This window comes from Pararoseomonas sp. SCSIO 73927 (genome assembly GCF_037040815.1).
Taxonomy (GTDB): domain Bacteria; phylum Pseudomonadota; class Alphaproteobacteria; order Acetobacterales; family Acetobacteraceae; genus Roseomonas.
Map to the genome: position 1 here is coordinate 1,618,413 of NZ_CP146232.1, position 16,687 is coordinate 1,635,099.

At 73.1% G+C, this 16,687-nt stretch carries 18 protein-coding genes; 11 read left to right on the top strand and 7 right to left on the bottom strand.

Annotated features, from left to right (window positions below; genetic code table 11):
* Window positions 1–158 precede the first annotated feature (158 nt).
* Both VQH23_RS07700 and VQH23_RS07705 read right to left on the bottom strand, forming a co-directional pair.
* On the bottom strand, window positions 159–680 hold the full coding sequence (locus tag VQH23_RS07700; protein ID WP_338665049.1) for a hypothetical protein: 522 nt from the start codon (window positions 678–680) through the stop codon (window positions 159–161).
* Window positions 681–896: 216 nt separating this feature from the next.
* Window positions 897–2,039: an epoxide hydrolase family protein gene (locus VQH23_RS07705; protein WP_338665050.1), complete on the bottom strand. Its 1,143-nt coding sequence runs from the start codon at window positions 2,037–2,039 to the stop codon at window positions 897–899.
* A 136-nt stretch (window positions 2,040–2,175) separates the two neighbouring features.
* On the opposite strand from VQH23_RS07705, the gene VQH23_RS07710 reads away from it, so the two are divergent.
* Window positions 2,176–3,150 (top strand): TAXI family TRAP transporter solute-binding subunit, encoded by a 975-nt coding sequence (locus VQH23_RS07710; protein WP_338665051.1) that lies wholly within the window; start codon window positions 2,176–2,178, stop codon window positions 3,148–3,150.
* A complete protein-coding gene (locus tag VQH23_RS07715) occupies window positions 3,150–5,192 on the top strand; it encodes a TRAP transporter fused permease subunit (protein WP_338665052.1) in 2,043 nt (680 codons plus the stop codon). The genes VQH23_RS07710 and VQH23_RS07715 overlap by 1 nt, the downstream gene beginning before the upstream one ends.
* Before the next feature lie 269 nt (window positions 5,193–5,461).
* Here VQH23_RS07715 and VQH23_RS07720 read toward each other — a convergent pair whose 3' ends face one another.
* From VQH23_RS07720 to VQH23_RS07735, 4 genes are read right to left on the bottom strand one after another with little or no spacing between them, the layout of a single operon-like run.
* On the bottom strand, window positions 5,462–6,202 hold the full coding sequence (locus tag VQH23_RS07720) for a lysophospholipid acyltransferase family protein (RefSeq protein ID WP_338665053.1): 741 nt from the start codon (window positions 6,200–6,202) through the stop codon (window positions 5,462–5,464).
* A complete protein-coding gene (locus tag VQH23_RS07725; protein ID WP_338665054.1) occupies window positions 6,199–6,834 on the bottom strand; it encodes a YdcF family protein in 636 nt (211 codons plus the stop codon). The genes VQH23_RS07720 and VQH23_RS07725 overlap by 4 nt, the downstream gene beginning before the upstream one ends.
* A complete protein-coding gene (locus VQH23_RS07730; protein WP_338665055.1) occupies window positions 6,831–7,700 on the bottom strand; it encodes an FtsX-like permease family protein in 870 nt (289 codons plus the stop codon). The genes VQH23_RS07725 and VQH23_RS07730 overlap by 4 nt, the downstream gene beginning before the upstream one ends.
* A complete protein-coding gene (locus tag VQH23_RS07735; protein ID WP_338665056.1) occupies window positions 7,693–8,661 on the bottom strand; it encodes an ATP-binding cassette domain-containing protein in 969 nt (322 codons plus the stop codon). The genes VQH23_RS07730 and VQH23_RS07735 overlap by 8 nt, the downstream gene beginning before the upstream one ends.
* Window positions 8,662–8,766: 105 nt before the next feature.
* Here VQH23_RS07735 and VQH23_RS07740 point away from each other — a divergent pair, with 105 nt between their 5' ends.
* The 9 genes from VQH23_RS07740 (at window position 8,767) to VQH23_RS07780 (ending at window position 15,383) form a co-directional block, all read left to right on the top strand.
* The gene (locus VQH23_RS07740; protein WP_338665057.1) at window positions 8,767–9,180 is read left to right on the top strand and encodes a zinc-ribbon domain-containing protein; all 414 of its coding nucleotides are present in this window, start codon (window positions 8,767–8,769) and stop codon (window positions 9,178–9,180) included.
* A gap of 361 nt (window positions 9,181–9,541) precedes the next feature.
* Window positions 9,542–10,525, top strand: a complete 984-nt coding sequence (locus tag VQH23_RS07745) for a tripartite tricarboxylate transporter substrate binding protein (protein WP_338665058.1) — start codon at window positions 9,542–9,544, stop codon at window positions 10,523–10,525.
* Between the two features lie 81 nt (window positions 10,526–10,606).
* Window positions 10,607–10,900, top strand: a complete 294-nt coding sequence (locus VQH23_RS07750) for a YciI family protein (RefSeq protein WP_338665059.1) — start codon at window positions 10,607–10,609, stop codon at window positions 10,898–10,900.
* The gene (locus VQH23_RS07755) at window positions 10,897–11,307 is read left to right on the top strand and encodes an EVE domain-containing protein (RefSeq protein ID WP_338665060.1); all 411 of its coding nucleotides are present in this window, start codon (window positions 10,897–10,899) and stop codon (window positions 11,305–11,307) included. The genes VQH23_RS07750 and VQH23_RS07755 overlap by 4 nt, the downstream gene beginning before the upstream one ends.
* Window positions 11,308–11,319: 12 nt before the next feature.
* Entirely contained in the window at window positions 11,320–11,667 is a 348-nt protein-coding gene (locus VQH23_RS07760) for a Rieske (2Fe-2S) protein (protein ID WP_338665061.1), read from the top strand.
* Between the two features lie 114 nt (window positions 11,668–11,781).
* Entirely contained in the window at window positions 11,782–12,084 is a 303-nt protein-coding gene (locus VQH23_RS07765) for a hypothetical protein (protein ID WP_338665062.1), read from the top strand.
* A 160-nt stretch (window positions 12,085–12,244) separates the two neighbouring features.
* Window positions 12,245–14,182: an acetate--CoA ligase gene (acs, locus tag VQH23_RS07770; RefSeq protein WP_338665063.1), complete on the top strand. Its 1,938-nt coding sequence runs from the start codon at window positions 12,245–12,247 to the stop codon at window positions 14,180–14,182.
* Complete coding sequence (locus VQH23_RS07775) at window positions 14,179–14,673, top strand: hypothetical protein (RefSeq protein WP_338665064.1); 495 nt, start codon at window positions 14,179–14,181, stop codon at window positions 14,671–14,673. The genes acs and VQH23_RS07775 overlap by 4 nt, the downstream gene beginning before the upstream one ends.
* A complete protein-coding gene (locus VQH23_RS07780) occupies window positions 14,670–15,383 on the top strand; it encodes an isochorismatase family protein (RefSeq protein ID WP_338665065.1) in 714 nt (237 codons plus the stop codon). Before VQH23_RS07775 ends, VQH23_RS07780 begins: the two co-directional genes overlap by 4 nt.
* A 255-nt stretch (window positions 15,384–15,638) precedes the next feature.
* Here VQH23_RS07780 and VQH23_RS07785 read toward each other — a convergent pair whose 3' ends face one another.
* Window positions 15,639–16,649 (bottom strand): TIM44-like domain-containing protein, encoded by a 1,011-nt coding sequence (locus VQH23_RS07785; RefSeq protein WP_338665066.1) that lies wholly within the window; start codon window positions 16,647–16,649, stop codon window positions 15,639–15,641.
* Between the last annotated feature and the right edge of the window lie 38 nt (window positions 16,650–16,687).

The window sequence follows — 16,687 nt, forward strand, 5'->3', positions numbered from 1 at the left end:
CGCGGGACAGGTCCGTCAGGGCTGACCTGAAGTCAGAAGGCCTGCGGCGCCGCCCTTCCGGAATCGTATCCGCGGCAGCCAGATGGGAGGTCCGGGAACCTCAGGTTCCCGGCGGGGGTCCAGGGGGCGGAGCCCCTTGGGGCAACCTCCCGACAGGCTCAGTCCTCGGGCCGCTCGCTGACCGCCGGCGCGGCGAGGGCGCCGGCCATGCGCGTGCCCTCGCCCAGGCGGATGGTGCCGTCGGGCTGGGGCACGGCCAGCGGGGCGACCAGGATGGTCGCGCTGGCCCCCGTGACGCCCAGGGCGCGGGCCACGGGCGGGGTGATGTCCAGCAGGCGCCCCGCGCTGTCCGGGCCGCCGGGCTGGACCAGCACGGTGGTGGAGCGCCCGTTCTGCAGGTTCTGCACCCGCGCGGTCGTGCCCTGGGGCAGCACGCCGCTGACGCCCACGGCCGTGGCATTGGCGAGGGAAGGGGTGCTCAGGACCCGCGCTTCGGTCTGCCGCGCCTTGCCGGAGCGGTCCGCCGAACGATCCGGGGCGCGGGGCGGGGTGGGCGCCGGGCGCGGCGCCACCTCGATGATGGCGCTGGGCGCCTGCTCCCGCGGGGCGGCAAGCGCCGCGAAGGCCTGCAGGCCGCAGGCCGCCACGACAACCAGCCCCGCCAGACCGCGAGAAGACATGGCAACCCCCGAACCCCACGGCGCTGCCCGTTCCGATCCCCCCGGAGGAACGCTGGCATTGCCGTGCGAAGGGGCATGCTACGCCGGTCCGGGCTGCGAGGAACCTCACGAGTGAGGCATGCCCGACGGCGGTGCCGCGGCGTGTCCGGGACGGCACGCACCGGGCCTTGCCGCCCCTCACCGGCCAGGCGGAACGGGCGCGGCCCGGGGTGGGTCCTAGGCCTCCGTCTGCCGCCCCCAGGCTCGCAGGTCGGCCACGAAGTCGTCCGGCACCTCCAGGGCCGGGAAGTGGCCGCCGCGGGGCATGTCGCTCCAGCGGTTCACCGCGTAGCCCTTCTCCACGAAGCTGCGGGGCGGCATGGGGGAGCGTGGGTCGGGGTAGGAGGCCACGGCGGTGGGCACCATCACGCGACGGCCGGGGGGCATGTTGCGCACGCCCTCCTCCATCGCGCCGAAGTAGTACCAGGCGCCGGTCGTGAAAGCGTCGTTCATCGCGTAGATCATCACGTCGGTGATCAGCTGGTCCTTGGTGAAGACCTGCTCGAAGGGGCGTTCCCGCAGGTCGGCCCAGTCGTGGAAGCGCTCCACGATCCAGGCGGCCTGGGCGAGCGGGTTGTCCTGCATGGCGTAGGCCAGGGACTGGGGCTTGGTGCCCTGGAGCTGGGCGTAGGCGCCGAGCTTCCCCTGCACGCCCGCCTGCTCGGCCTGCCAGGCCAGTTCCTCGGGCGTCTTCGGCGCGGTGTCCGGGCGGACGAGGACCATGTTGAGGTGGATGGCCTTCAGGGAGGCCACGTGGTCCAGGGCGAGCCAGGCGGTGACGGCCGCGCCCCAGTCGCCGCCCTGGGCGCGGTAGCGCGGATAGCCCAGGCCGCGCATCAGCACGTCGAAGAGGCGGGCTGTGGTGCGGGCGGAGATCGGGGCCTCCGGCTTTCCGGAGAATCCGAAGCCGGGGAGGGAGGGGATGACGAGGTCGAAGGCGTCCTCCGCCCGGCCGCCGTGGCGGGAGGGGAAGGCGAGGGGCTCGATCACCTCCAGGAACTCGAGGACGGAGCCGGGCCAGCCATGAGTGAGGAGGAGGGGGCGCTTGCCGCCAGCCTCCCCGACGACGTGGTAGGCGTGGATGTCCAGATCCTCCACGCGGGCGGTGATCTGGGGGTGGCGGTTCAGCGCCGCGGCGGCGGCATCGGCGTCGTAGCCCTCCAGCCAGTGGTCGCGCAGGGCGGAGAGGAAGTCCGGGTCGCAGCCATACTTCCAGCCGGCGTCGCGGGGCTGCCGGGGCAGGGGGGTGGCGCGCAGGCGGTCCTTGAGGTGGGCCAGGGCGGCGGGGTCCCAGCGGACCTCGAAGGGGCGGGTCTCCATGATCGTTCCTGTCGTCCTTCCTCGGGCCTTGCGGTGCTGCAACGCGGCAGGGCGGCCGGGGACGTCGGGCCTTTCGCCCCGCTGAAAGCGCGGTCTATGCTTGCAGCAGAGGAAAACAGTTCAAGGAGTTCGGGTGATGGGCACCATCCCGCGCCGAAGCGTTCTCGCGGCCGCCGGCATTGCGCTGGCCGCGCCCCGCATCGCCCGCGCGCAAGGCGGGCAGCTCGCCATCGGCACCGGCACGACGGGCGGCGTGTACTACCCGATGGGCGGCGCGCTCGCGAACATGATCTCCCGCGGGATCCCTGGCACCTCCGCGACCGTGGAGGTGACGGGCGGCTCCGTTGGCAACCTGCAGCTCCTCGGCGCGAACCGCGTGGGGCTGATCTTCACGCAGGTGGACGCGGCGGTGGACGCGGTGCGCGGGAACGACCGCTTCCGCGGCCGCCCCGTGCCGGCGCGCGCGATCGCCGTGATCTACACCAACCGCATGCAGGCGGTGACGACGGTGGCGACGGGGATCAAGTCCATCCCCGACCTGAAGGGCAAGCGCGTCTCCACCGGCGCGCCGGGCTCGGCGACCGAGGTGATGGCGCTGCGGCTGATCGAGGCGGCGGGGCTGGACCCGGCGAAGGACTTCCGCGCGCGGGAGCGCCTCTCCCCCGCCGAGAGCACGAACGCGGTGAAGGACGGCAAGCTGGACGCCTACTTCTTCGTCTCGGGCATTCCCACCAGCGCGATCACCGACCTCGGCGCCAGCCCCGGCGTGGAGATCCAGATGATCGACCACGACAGCTACACGGCGAAGATCGTGGAGAAGCACGGGCCGGTCTACTTCAACGAGGTGATCCCGGCCGGCACCTATCCCGGGCAGAAGACCGACAACAAGCAGATGTCCGTCGCCAATGTCCTCGCCGTGCGGGAGGACATGCCGGCGGAGACCGTGACGCAGCTGCTGCGCCTGACCTGGGAGGGGCGCGAGGAGTTGGCGCGCACCCATGCGGAAGCGCGGAACTTCAAACTGGAGGGCCAGAAGACCGCGGCCGCCGGCATCCCCTGGCACCCGGCGGCGGAAGCTTTCTGGCGCGGGGTCGGGGCGAACCTGGGCTGATGCGCCGCGAGGAACTGGCCTCTCCCGCCGACGGGCCGCCCGGCGCGGCGGGGTCCGCCCTGCCGCCCGAGGCGGCAGCGGGCGCGCTGGACGCCGCGACCACCGCGCGGGTGGAAGCGCTGATCGAGGAGGAGGAGGGCGCGCAGCACCGCTTCCGCGGCATCCTCGCCTGGGTCGGCACGGCGATCGCGCTGGCGATGAGCCTGTTCCACCTCTGGGCCGCCTGGGACATCGTGCCGACGACGGTGCTGCGCTTCGTCCATGTCGGCTTCGCGATGGTGCTGGGCTTCTACCTGTTCCCGGTGGCGCGCCGCTTCCGGCACCGCTTCATGCCCTGGGACGCCGTGCTGATCGCCGCGGGGCTCTACGTCACCTGGTATCTCATCTCCGGCGGCGACGACCTGCAGGACCGCGTGATCTTCCCCGAGCCGATGGACCTCGTCGTCGGCTGGATGCTCGTGGCCCTCGTGCTGGAGGTGACGCGGCGCACCACGGGATGGGTGATGCCCGTGGTCGCGATCGTGTTCATCGCCTACGCCTTTCTCGGCAACCACCTGCCCGCGCCCTGGACGCATCGCGGCTACGATTCCGAGCGGCTGATCCCGCACCTCGCCGTAGGGCTGGACGGGATTTTCGGCACCGCCGTGGATGTCTCGGCGACCCTCATCATCCTGTTCACCATCTACGGCGCCATCCTGCAGCTCTCCGGCGCGGGGAAGTTCTTCGTGGACTTCTCCTTCTCCGTTATGGGCGGCAAGGCGAGCAGCGCTGGCCGCACCGTCGTCCTCTCCTCCTTCCTGCTCGGCGGCCCCTCCGGCTCCGGCGTTGCCACCACCGTCACCCTCGGCACGGTGGCCTGGCCGATGATGAAGAAGGTGGGCTACCGCGCGGCCGATGCGGGCGGGCTGCTGGCGGCGGGGGGCTTGGGCGCCATCATCTCGCCCCCCGTGCTCGGCGCCGCGGCCTTCCTGATCAGCGAGTACCTGAAGATCGGCTATCTCGACGTGCTGCGCATGGCGGTGATCCCGACCTGCCTCTACTACGCTTCGCTGCTGTTCATGGTGGAGCTGGACCAGCGCCGCCTGGGCGCCGCGGGGGTGCCCGTGGAGGTGCCGCAGGCGACGCCGGCGCGGGAGCTGGCGCGGAAGTACGGCTTCCACTTCTCCTCCCTCATCGCGATCATCGTCTTCATGGTGCTGGGCTACTCCTCCACCCTCGCGGTGCTCTACGCGATGGGGGTGGCGGTCGTTCTCTCCTTCCTCAGGCGCGACACGGCGCTGGTGCCGCGCAAGCTGATGGAGGCGCTGGCGATCGGCGCCATCCAGTCCGTCGGCATCGCCGCCACCTGCGCCTGCGCGGGCATCATCGTCGGCGTCATCACGCTGACCGGGTTGGGGCTGAAGTTCTCGGACATCGCCATCCAGGCGGCGAACGGCTCCATCCTCGGCACGGCGCTGTTCACGGCGCTGATCGTCTGGGTCATCGGCCTCGCCGTGCCCGTGACGGCCAGCTACATCATTTGCGCCGTCGTCGCCGCGCCCGCGCTGACGAAGCTCGGCGTGCCGGACTACGCGGCGCACATGTTCGTCTTCTACTACGCCGTGCTGAGCGAGGTGTCCCCGCCCACCGCCCTCTCGCCCTTCGCCGCGGCGGCCATCACCGGCGCCGGGCCGTACTCGACGACGCTGCAGGCCTGGAAATACACGCTGCCCGCCTTCGTGCTGCCCTTCGTCTTCGTCACCGACCCGGAAGGCGTGGGCCTGCTCCTCTCTCTCACGCCTCAGATGACCTGGCTGGACGTGGCCTGGCAGGTGGTGCTCGCCACCGCCGGCCTCGCGGCTCTCGCCGCCGCCTGCCAGGGCTACTTCCTGCGCGCCCTGAACGGGGCGGAGCGCGCGGGCTTCGCCCTGGCCGGGCTGCTGCTGGTCTTCCCGGCGCTGCTGGAAGGGGTGATCCCCTGGCTGCCGGCGCCACACTGGATCGGGATGGTGCTGGCGGCGGGGCTGCTGGCGCTCCAGGGGCGGGGGCGGGTGGCGGCCTGATCCTGCTAGGGGCGGTCCGTGGCCAGGGAGAGGAAGAAGGAATTCTTCCTCTCCCCGGACCCCTCACCATCATCTTCTTCTAGGCTTTGGATTTACTCTGCTGACGGTGCGCCTCGGGTCATGGACCCGAGGCGACTGCAAGGGCGGGAAAGGGCCCGTCACCCCGAAACACCGTCCCAGAACGGCGCGGCGGCAGCCGGAAGGGGTTCCAAGGGCCTCAGGCCCTTGGCGGGGGTTCCAGGGGGCGGCGCCTCCTGGCTCCGGACCCGTCAGGACGTGGCCCGACCGTTCCCCTGTTCCAGCAGGGCGGAGGCCTCAGCCACCGCGTTCTCCGCGCGCGCGGTCAGTTCCGCGCGTGGCAGGCCGGGGGGGATGGGCGGCAGCACGGCGACGGTCAGGGTGCCCGGGCGCTTGGTGAAGGCGCGGCGGCCCCAGAGGCGGCCGGAGTCGGTGGCCACGGGAACGACGGGCAGGGCGGTGGCGGCGGCCATGGCGGCGAAGCCGGGTTGCCAGGGCTGCACCTGGCCGGGGGCGGAGCGGGTGCCCTCGGGGAAGATGACGATCTGGTAGCCCCGGGCCGCGGCGTCGCGGGCCGCGCGCACCAGGCGCTTGAGGGAGGACGCGCCGCCCTCGCGGTCCACGGGGATGGAGTGGACGTGGCGGGCCATGGCGCCCCAGCCGGGGATCCGCATCAGCTCCTCCTTCATCACGTAGGAGGGGCGGGGGAGCAGGGCGTGCCAGACCACGGTGTCGAAGGCGGACTGGTGCTGGGCGGCGATGATGGCCGGGCCCGTGGTGGGCAGGTTCTCCGCCCCGATCACGCGCAGGCGGATGCCGCAGACCACGCGGAGCAGCCACAGGACGCCGTTGGCCCAGCCGCGGAGGAAGCGGTGCATCACCGCCGGCGGGAAGGGCAGCAGCGGCAGGCCGAAGAGGACGGCCAGGGCGGTGAAGGCGAAGAAGAGAGGGTTGAAGAGGGCGGATCGCAGGGTGGTCAGGAGGTCGCTCATCGGGTCGCTCCGCCGCGGCCCTGATGCTCGGGAGGGGCGCGCTCGTGCAGGGCGGAGAGGTTCAGGGCCGCGCCGACGAGCTTCACGTACTCCCGGATCATCGGCACGGGGCGGGCCACGAAGGGCGCCACGGGGCGGGGGTGCAGGACGGCGTCCGGCAGGTCGCGCCGCAGCTCCAGAAGGGCGCGGGGCATGTGGAAGCCGGCGGTGATGACGGTGATGTCCCTGATGTCGGAGGCGCGGGCCCAGGCGGCGATCTCGCGGGCGTTGCCGCGGGTGCTCGTCGCCTGCCGGCCCAGCACGATGCGGTCGGCGAGGGGGGCGGGTTCCATGGCGGCGGCGCGGCCGCCGGCGCTGCGGATGAGGTCGGCCAGCCCGGCATCCGGCCCAACGCCGGAGACGATCATCCGCGCCTCCGGCCGTTCGGCCAGCAGGGCCAGCCCTTCCTCCACCCGGTCCGGACCGCCTGTCAGCACGGCGATGCCGGGGGCGGGCGGGGTTTCCGGCGCGGGCGCGGCGGCGCGGTGCAGGAACCACAGGAAGCCGCCGGAGACGGCGATGACGAACAGCGCCATCAGCGCCGAGAGAAGGGGCAGGCGACGCCTCTTCGGCCGGTCCGCCGTCGCGCTCACGGCAGGCGCCGCAGCCAGCGGCGGACGGTGGCCTGGGCCGTGCCCCAGCCGATGGCGGCGGCCGCGGGCGGCAGGACGGCGAGCATGGGCCAGGGCAGCTCCCCCAGCACATGGGCCGGCACCTCCCCCCCGGAGAGCGGAAGGGCGAGGCCGGAGAGGGCGGCGAGCGCGGGCACGGCCAGGGCCGCGCCGGCCAGGGCACCGAGCCCTGCCAGCATCGCCACGCGCCGGGCGAAGCGGCCGGCGATGGCGCGGTCCGTCGCGCCGAGGTCGTGCAGCACCCCGATCGCCTCCCGCCGCGCCGCCAGCCCCGCCCGCGTCGCCACCGCCACCACGGCCACGGCCACCCCCGCCACCAGGGCGAGGACCGCGAGCGCCACGCCCTGGACGGAGCGCGCCAGGGCGGAGAGGCGGGCCACCCAGATGCCGTGCGCCTCCAGTTCCGCCCCCGGCACCGCCTCGGCCAGACGCTCCGAGAGGCGGGGCAGGGCTTCCGGCGCGGCGGCTAGGTGCAGCTCGATCACGCCGGGCAGGATGAGGGCGGGGGCCTCGCCGAGCCAGGGGCGCAGCAGCTCCGTCACCCGCTCCGGGCTCACGGCCGTGGCCCTCGCGATCACGGGGTCGGCGCGCAGCAGCTCCAGGGCGGCCGCCATCCTCTCCCGGCTGGGGTCGGGCACCTGCACCGTCACGGCGGCGGCGGCGCCGGCCTGCCAGCGATCCGCCAGCCGGTCCGCCCCGCGCGCCCCGGCCAGGGCGAGGGCGGCGAGCAGCGCCATGGCCGCGACGAGGCCCGGCAGCAGGCGGTCGGACAGGGCGCGGCGCAGCCCCAGCGGGTCCCGCGCCAGGCGGCGGCGACGCTCAGCCATGTCCGGCGCCGCCCTCCGCCCGCGGGCTGGGCCAGATGCTCCGCCGCGGGCGGGGCGGGGACGGGAGGGCGAGCTCCTCCTCCGCCGTGCCCAGGTCCGGGGTGAAGTCGGGCGACAGGGGGGCGGGGGGAACCTCCTCCGGCTCCTGCCCCGTCCCATCCTCGGGGACCTCCTCCACCCAGCCCGCCTCCGGCTCCGGGTCGTCCAGGTCGATCGCGCCGTCCGGGGCCAGGGGCGCCGAGGGCTCCGGCGCCACCTCCTCCATCGGCGCGTAGGGCCAGGGATCGAGCGCGACCATCCGCCCGCCCTCCAGCCGCATCACCCCGCCGGGGTGCTGCGCGATCAGGTCCCGGGAATGGGTGGCCACCACCACCGTCGCGCCCAGTCGGTTCATCTCCGCCAGCAGCAGCAGCAGGCGGCGGGCCTGCACCGCGTCCAGGTTGCCCGTCGGCTCGTCCGCGACCAGCAGGGCGGGGCGGGTGACCACGGCGCGGGCGATCGCCACGCGCTGCTGCTCCCCGCCCGAGAGCTGCTGGGGCAGCGAATCCGCCCGGTCCTCCAGCCCCACCCAGCGCAGCATCTCCGCCACGTCCGGCCGCAGGCTCGCCTCCGCCCGGCCGGCCAGCCGCAGCGGCAGCGCCACGTTGTCGAAGGCCGTCAGGTAGGGCAGCAGCCGGAACTCCTGGAACACCGCCCCGATCCGGCGCCGCAGCTTCGGCAGGTCCGCCCGCCGCGCACGGGAGAGCGGGGCGCCCAGCACCTCCACCTCCCCCCGCGTCGGCCGCATGGCGAGCTGCATCAGGCGCAGCAGCGAGGTCTTCCCCGCGCCCGAGGGGCCGGTGAGCCAAGTGAAGGACCCCTGGGGCAGGGTGAAGGAGAGGTCGCGCAGCGTTTCCCGCTCACCCTCCCCGCCACGGGTGGGGTCCGGGTAACGCAGCCCGACCCGGGTGAAGCGCACCATGGCGCCCGACATGCCACGCCAGGGCGGGCAGCGCCAGGATGGGCCACGGCAAAGGCCCGGGATGGAGGCGTTGCCTTAACCCATGCCGGGCGACCATCCTGCGCCATGCGCGTCGCCTGCCCCGAATGCTCCGCCGAGTACGACCTGCCCGCCGCCCTGGCCCAGCGGCTGGACGGGGTGCGGACCGTGCGCTGCGCCCGCTGCGGCACCGCCTGGGCGCCGCGGCCGGCAGCACCCGCCCCCACCCCGCCGGAGGACGCGCCCGCCCCGGCGCCGGCAGCGGGCCCCGAGCCGGTCCCCTTCCCGGCCTTTCCCATCATCGAACGGCCGGACGACCCCGCCCCGACCCCACCGCCAGCCCCGACCCCGCGCCGAAGCCGCGCGCCCGCCCTGGCCTGGGCCGCGTCCCTCCTCCTCCTCGCGGGAGCGGCAGCCGCGGCATGGCACTGGCGGGTGGACGTGGTGGAAGCCTGGCCGCCGGCGGCGCGGGCCTACGTCGCGCTCGGGCTGGCGGGGTGATGGGATTGCCCTTGTTCCGGAAGGTCCGGAGCCAGGGGGCGCCGCCCCCTGGAACCCCCGCCAAGGGCCTGAGGCCCTTGGATCCCCTTCTGGCTGCCGCCGCGCCGTCCTGAGACGGGGTCTCTGCGTGAGAGGCTTTTTCCTGCCCGTGCAGTCGCCTCGGGTCATCGACCCGAGGCGCACCGTCAGCAGAGTGGATCCAAAGCCTAGAAAAAGATGATGGTGAGGGGTCCGGGGAGAGGAAGAATTCCTTCTTCCTCTCCCCGGGACAGACCGGAAGCGGAGGACCGGCCCCTGCCCTCTCGCCCCACGTCCGGCGTTGTTGCTAGCCTGCGCGCAACCAAGCCCTGGAGGACCCGCCTTGTCCCGGATTGATCGTCGCGCCCTGCTGTCGCTGCTGTCGGCTTCCGCCCTCCTGCCGACGGCGTGCCCGGCCCGGGCGCAGGAGGAGTGGCCGGCCCGGCCCGTCACGATCATCGTTCCCTTCGCGCCCGGCTCTTCCTCCGACATCGTGGCGCGCGCCCTGTCCGGGCCGATGTCGCAGGCCATCGGCAAGCCGGTGGTGGTGGAGAACCGGCCCGGCGCGACCGGCGAGCTGGGCGCCCGCGCGGTGATCCGCAGCCCGGCGGACGGGCACACGCTGATGCACGCGCCGATCAGCACCTGGGCCATCAACGTCGCCCTGCGGCCGAACCTCGGCTACGACCCGGTGAAGCAGCTGGCGGGGCTGAGCCAGACCGTGCGCACGCCGAACGTGCTGGTCGTGAACCCGGCGCAGGTGCCGGCGAACGACCTGACCTCCCTCGTCGCCTGGCTGAAGGCGAACCGGGCCTCCTACTCCACCTCCGGCGTCGGCTCCTCGGACCACCTGACGATGGAGATGTTCAAGCAGCTCACGGGCACGGACATCGCGCATGTGCCCTATTCCGGCGGGGCGCCGGCGACGACGGACCTGATCGCCGGGAATGTCCAGCTCTCCTTCCAGAACCTCGGCTCCATTGCGCCGCAGATCGCGGACGGGCGGGTGAAGGCGATCCTCATCACGGCGGAGAGCCGCCACCGCCTGCTGCCAAACCTGCCGACGGGGGTGGAGGCGGGGCTGCGCGACCTCGTCGTGTATTCCTGGCAAGCGCTGGGCGGGCCGGCGGGGCTGCCGCCCGCGCTCGGCCAGCGCATCCAGGCGCAGGCGGCGGCGGCCCTCCGCTCCCCGGAGGTGACGCGGCGCATGGACGAGATCGGCTTCGAGGTGGTGGCGAGCACCCCGGCCGAGTTCGTGGCCTTCCAGGCGAACGAGATCGCGCGGTGGAAGCGCGTGGTGGAGGCGGGGAACATCGCGCCGGCCTGACCGGGAGGCGGAGCGCGGCGGCAGGTTGCGCGCCCCGCCTGGCGGCGCTTCCATGCGCCGGAATCGCCAGGGGGGATCGCCGTGCTCTTCGCCATCGTCAGCTACGACAAGCCGGACGCGCTGGAGCGTCGCCTGGCCGCGCGGCCGAAGCACCTGGTGTGGCTGGACGCGGCGGGTCCCTCGCTGCGCTATGTCGGGCCGCTGCTGGACGAGGAGGGGAAGCAGCGCGGCAGCATCGTGGTGACGGAGCAGCCGGACCTGGAGACGGCGAGGGCCTTCGCAAGGGCCGATCCGTTCTGGGAGGCCGATGTGTTCGGCAGCCAGACCGTGCACGCGTTCCGCGAGATCTTCCGCGACGGGGCGCGCGTGGCGTGACCGCCTACTGGCTGGTGAAGAGCGAGCCGGACGCCTTCTCCTGGGAGCAGCAGGTGGCGAACGGGGTGGAGCCCTGGACGGGGGTGCGCAACGCCCAGGCGGCGGCGAACCTGCGGGCGATGCGGGCGGGCGACCGGGCCTTCTTCTACCACTCCAACATCGGCAAAGAGGTGGTGGGCATCGTCGAGGTGGTGCGGGAGGCCTATCCCGATCCCACCGACGGGACGGGGCGCTGGATCTGCGTGGATATGCGCGCGGTGGGGCCGGTGCCGAGGCCCGTGACGCTGGCGGCGATGAAGGCGGAGCCGCGGCTGGAAGGGCTGGCGCTGATCCGGCAGTCCCGGCTTTCCGTCGTGCCGGTCTCGGCGGAGCACTGGGCGGTGATCGGCTCCATGGCGGGGATGTGAGGGGGCAGGGATGTGACGGGGGATCGCGCCCTCTGCCGGCTGGAGGAGATCCCGGACGGCGCGGCGCGAGGTTTCCCGCCCGCGCGCGGCGGCCTCGCCGGGCTGGTGGCAGCGCGGCGCGGCGGGGCGGTGCATGTCTACGTGAATGCCTGCCCGCATCTCGGCATCCCTCTGGAGAGTCTGCCGGACCGCTTCCTGGACGGCGCGGGGCGCCACCTCGTCTGCACCGCGCACGGGGCGCGCTTCCGGGTGGAGGACGGGTTCTGCGTCTCCGGCCCCTGCGCGGGCGACCGGCTGGAGGTGGTGGAGGTGCGGATCGAGGGCGGGGTGGTTTTGGTCCCCGCGGGGGCGGGGCTGTAACGCACGGGTACGCCGTGCCGCAGCGAAGTCGCAATCGTGCCGCGACCCCGCGCGAATTGTCGCGTTCTCTCTCCGTGAAAGACCTCTGAAGGTCTGTGAGAGAGGAGGCCCATTTTGCGCGACCTTTACGCACGCATCGCTTCATGGGGGCGCAGGGCCCTCGTCGCCGCGGCGCTGATCGGCGCCCCGGCCCTGGCGGCCGCCCCGGCGGCGCAGGCACAGCCCGTGCCCGCCGTGATGCTGAGCGGCCCGGCGGCCGAGCTGGTGCCGGTGCAGTACTATTACGGACCGCCGCGGCGCCACTACCGGCACCACCGCCACTGGCGCCGCCCGCCGCCGCCGCCGCGCTACTACCGGCACCATGGCGGCTACCGGGGCGGCTATCACCGCGGCCCGCCCCGCCACTGGCGCTACTAGCCACTGGCGCTGCTGAAGGTCGGCGCTGAGGGATCGGCGCTGCAGGTGGGGCCCGGGCGGATCCGTCCGGGCCCTCCCGTTTCGTACATGCGCCTTGACGGGGCGGGGCGGGGGGCCACCATGGGCGGGAAAGGCCGTGCCAAGGCCACAGGGGACCGCCATGACCGACCAGACGCTGATCGCCGTGAAGCCCGAGATCGCCGCCGGCAGCCATGCCGATGCGGAGCGGCGGGCGGCGATGGTGGCCGAGGCCACAGGGAACCCGGACGGCTTCTGGGCCCGGGAGATGAACCGCCTTTCCTGGATGCGTGCGCCGACGAAGATCAAGAACACGAGCTTCGAGGGCGACGTCTCCATCCGCTGGTTCGAGGACGGTGTCCTCAACCTGACGGAATCCTGCCTGGACCGGCATGTGGAGGGCGGGCGCGGCGACGCCGTGGCCATTATCTGGGAAGGCGACGACCCCAACAGCGACGCGCACGTGACGTACCGCCAGCTGCTGGAGCGCGTGTGCCGGCTGGCGAACGCCATGAAGTCGCTCGGCGTGCGGCGCGGCGACCGGGTCTCGATCTACTTGCCGATGATCGTCGAATCCGCGGTGGCCATGCTGGCCTGCGCGCGCATCGGCGCCGTGCACTCCGTCATCTTCGGTGGCTTCTCCCCGGACAGCCTGGCGAGCCGCATCCAGGACTGCGAGAGCACGCTGCTGATCACGGCCGATGAGGGCCGCCGCGGCGGGCGCACCGTGCCGCTGAAGGCAAATGCGGACGAGGCGCTGAAGTCCTGCCCGACGGTGAAGAACGTCATCGTGGCGAAGAACACGGGCGGCAGCGTGGCGATGGAGGAGGGGCGCGACCACGACTGGGCCGCGCTGTGCGACGCGCAATCCGCGGAGTGCGCGCCGGAGGCGATGGGGGCGGAGGACCCGCTCTTCATCCTCTACACCTCCGGCTCCACCGGGAAGCCGAAGGGCGTGCTGCACACCACCGGCGGCTACGGCGTCTGGGCCGCCTTCACGCACGAGCTGGTCTTCGACTACCGCCCGGGCGAGGTCTACTGGTGCACGGCCGATGTGGGCTGGGTGACCGGGCACACCTACATCGTTTACGGGCCGCTCGCGAACGGCGCGACGACGCTGATGTTCGAGGGCGTGCCGAACTGGCCGGATTCCAGCCGCTTCTGGAGCGTGGTCGACAAGCACAAGGTGAACATCTTCTACACCGCGCCCACCGCCATCCGCGCGCTGATGCGCGAGGGCGAGGCGCCGGTGCGGAAGTCCTCCCGCAAGTCCCTCCGCATCCTCGGTTCGGTCGGCGAGCCGATCAATCCGGAGGCTTGGCTCTGGTACTACCGCGTGGTGGGCGACGAGCGCTGCCCGATCGTGGACACCTGGTGGCAGACGGAGACGGGCGGCATCCTGATCTCCCCGCTTCCCGGCTCCGTGGCGCAGAAGCCGGGTTCGGCGACGCTGCCGCTGCCCGGCGTCTTCCCCGCGCTGGTGGACAATGACGGGGCGATCCTGGAGGGCGCGGTCGAGGGCAACCTCGTCATCACCGACAGCTGGCCCGGGCAGATGCGCACCGTGTTCCGCGACCACGAGCGCTTCGTGCAGACCTACTTCTCTACCTTCCCCGGCAAGTACTTCACCGGCGACGGCGCGCGGCGGGACGAGGACGGCTATTGGTGGATCACCGGCCGCGTGGACGACGTGCTGAACGTCTCCGGCCACCGCATGGGCACCGCCGAGATCGAGAGCGCGCTGGTGGCGCACCCCAAGGTGGCGGAGGCCGCCGTCGTCGGCATGCCGCACGAGATCAAGGGCCAGGGCATCTACGCCTACGTCACCCTGAAGGTGGACGAGGAGCCGACCGAGGCGCTGCGGAAGGAGCTCGTGGCCTGGGTCCGCAAGGAGATCGGCCCCATTGCCAGCCCGGACGCCATCCAGTGGGCGCCGGGCCTGCCGAAGACCCGCTCCGGCAAGATCATGCGGCGCATCCTCCGCAAGATCGCCGCGAACGAGACGGACAGCCTCGGCGATACCTCCACCCTGGCGGACCCGACCGTGGTGCAGGACCTGATCGGGAACCGCGTGGGGTGAGGGCGGCCGGGCCCGCGCTGGCGCTGCTGCTCCTCGCGGGCCTCCTTCCCGCCCCGGCCGCGGAGGCGGGGCGGCCCGTGCGCGGCCCCTGCGAGGAGGAGCGCTGCATCTGGTTCCGCGAGCTGTCGCGCGAGGTGGCCGGCGCCAGCGCGCGCGGGATGCTGCTGCGCCTGCAGATCCACTGGTGGACGGGCACCGACCGCCCGGAAACGGGCGAGGAGGAGGTGCAGGAGGAGATCCTCTACGTCCTCTGCTCCGGCACCTGGCCCGCCCTGGTGGAGCGCGCGGGGCGGCGCTGGCGGGAGCGCCCCCTGAACCCCGGCGAGCCCGCCCCGGCCGACCGCGCCGCGGCCGCCGCCTATGGCTGGGCCTGCCACGGCACCTCCTCCGGCCCGCGCTCCGGCCCGGCGCTTGCAGACCTCTACGCCAACCGCCCCGCCGCACCGCGCGAGAGGCGGCTTCTGCAGCGCCCCGAGGATGTTCTCCGATGACCGACCGTGCCCCCCAGGACCTTCCCCGCGTCCCGGGCGACCTCCTCCTCCTCGCCGAGCCCGAGGCCTTTCCGGTCCTGCCCGCCCGCACCGCCCTCATCGTCGTGGACATGCAGAACGCCTACGCCTCCAGGGAAGGCTACCTGGACAAGGCGGGCTTCGACCTCTCCGGCGCGCAGTCCGTCATCGCCAAGGTGACGCAGGTGGTGGCCGCCGCCCGCATGCTGGGCATCCAGATCGTCTGGTTCCAGAACGGCTGGGACCCCGAGGGCGTGGAGGCTGGCGGCCCCGGCTCCCCCAACCACTGGAAGTCCAACGCCCTGCGCCTGATGCGGGAGAAGCCGGAACTGGCCGGCACCCTGCTGGCCAAGGGAGGCTGGGACTACGCCCTGGTGCCGCAGATGCAGCGCGCGCCCGAGGACATCCTGATCCAGAAGCCCCGCTACGGCGGCTTCAGCGGCACCCAGCTGGAGATGATGCTGCGCGCCCGCGGCATCCGCGACATCCTGTTCTGCGGCGTGGCCACCAACGTCTGCGTGGAGAGCACCCTGCGCGAGGCCTTCCACCGCGAGTTCTGGCCCGTGCTGGTGGAGGACGCCTGCTGGCAGGGCGGGCCGCGCTTCGTGCACGACGCGACGGTCTTCAACACGAAGACCTTCTTCGGGTGGGTGACGACGACGGCGGCACTGACGGAACTGGCCGGGGGGTAGCGCGGGTGGCCCCAAGGGGCTCCGCCCCCTGGACCCCCGCCAAGGGCCTGAGGCCCTTGGATCCCCATCTGGCTACCGCCGCGCCGTCCTGAGGCAGGGTCTCTGCGTGAAGGGCTCGGTCCTGCCCTGGCAGTCGCCTCGGGTCATCGACCCGAGGCGCACCGTCAGCCGAGTAAATCCAAAGCCTAGAAAAAGATGATGGTGAGGGGTCCGGGGAGAGGAAGAATTCCTTCTTCCTCTCCCCGGGACAGGCCGTCAGCCGACCTGCTGGATCGCCGAGAGCAACCAGGCCTCGCGCGGGCGGCGGGCGAAGGTCCAGATCTCCGTGGAGGTCTGGCGGGCGTTCGGGTCGCCCTCCACAACCTGCCCGGCCGCGTCGCGGGTCACGTCAATCATGCTGAAGCGCATGGCCACCGTGGCGTACTCCAGACCGTTCTCCGCCCAGGCCTCGGAGAGGTCGCCGGACTCCAGCCGCACGTCGCGGGTCTCGTTGTGCCAGCCGCGGGCGGCGAGGTCGCGCAGGTCGCCCTCGAAGTAGCGGACCATCTCCGGGGTGGCGAGGCGCGCGAGGCTGCCGGTGTCGCGGTTCGACCAGGCCTGGTTGATGCGGATCAGGCTGTTCTCGAAGGCGGCGAAGTCCGTCTCCGTGATCTGCAGCGCGCGGGTGGCGGTGCGGGCGCCGGCGCCGCGGCCCATGGCGTTGCTGTCATCCATGGCGCGGGCCATGGCGTTGCCGGGGGCGCCGTTCGGGGTGGCGCCCGCCATGGCCGGGGACGGGTTGCGGTTCCGCAGGGCGCGCACCACCAGCCAGACGATGCCGGCGATGAGGGCAAGCTGGAGCAGGAAGCCGAGGAAGCCCGCGCCGCCGGACATGCCGCCGAAGGCGCCGCCGCCGAAGATCATTCCGGCGATGCCGGCGCCGAGCAGGCCGCCCATCAGGCCGGTCATGAAGCCGCCGCCGAACATCCCGCCCCGGTTGGGGGTGGTGTAGCTCGGCGAGGGGCGCGGCTGGCCGTAGCCCGGCGCGGCCGTGCCGGGGGCCGTCTGCGGCGTTTCCGTACGGTTGAAGGGGGTGGCGGTGCCGGGCGCGGTGCGGGTGCTCGGCGGCGCGCTGTAGCTGCGGCTGCCGCGGCTGCCCGAGGAGGAACCGCCGCCCGGCCGTGCCTCCGCGATGGCGGGGCCGAGGGCGAGGGCCAGGGCGGCGAAGGCGGCCAGGAGGCGGGCGCGGGGGCGCATGGTGGGGTTGCTCCCGAGGAGGTTTCTCACAGCCATGTAATATAGCGCGCTTCGCACCGGTTTCATCA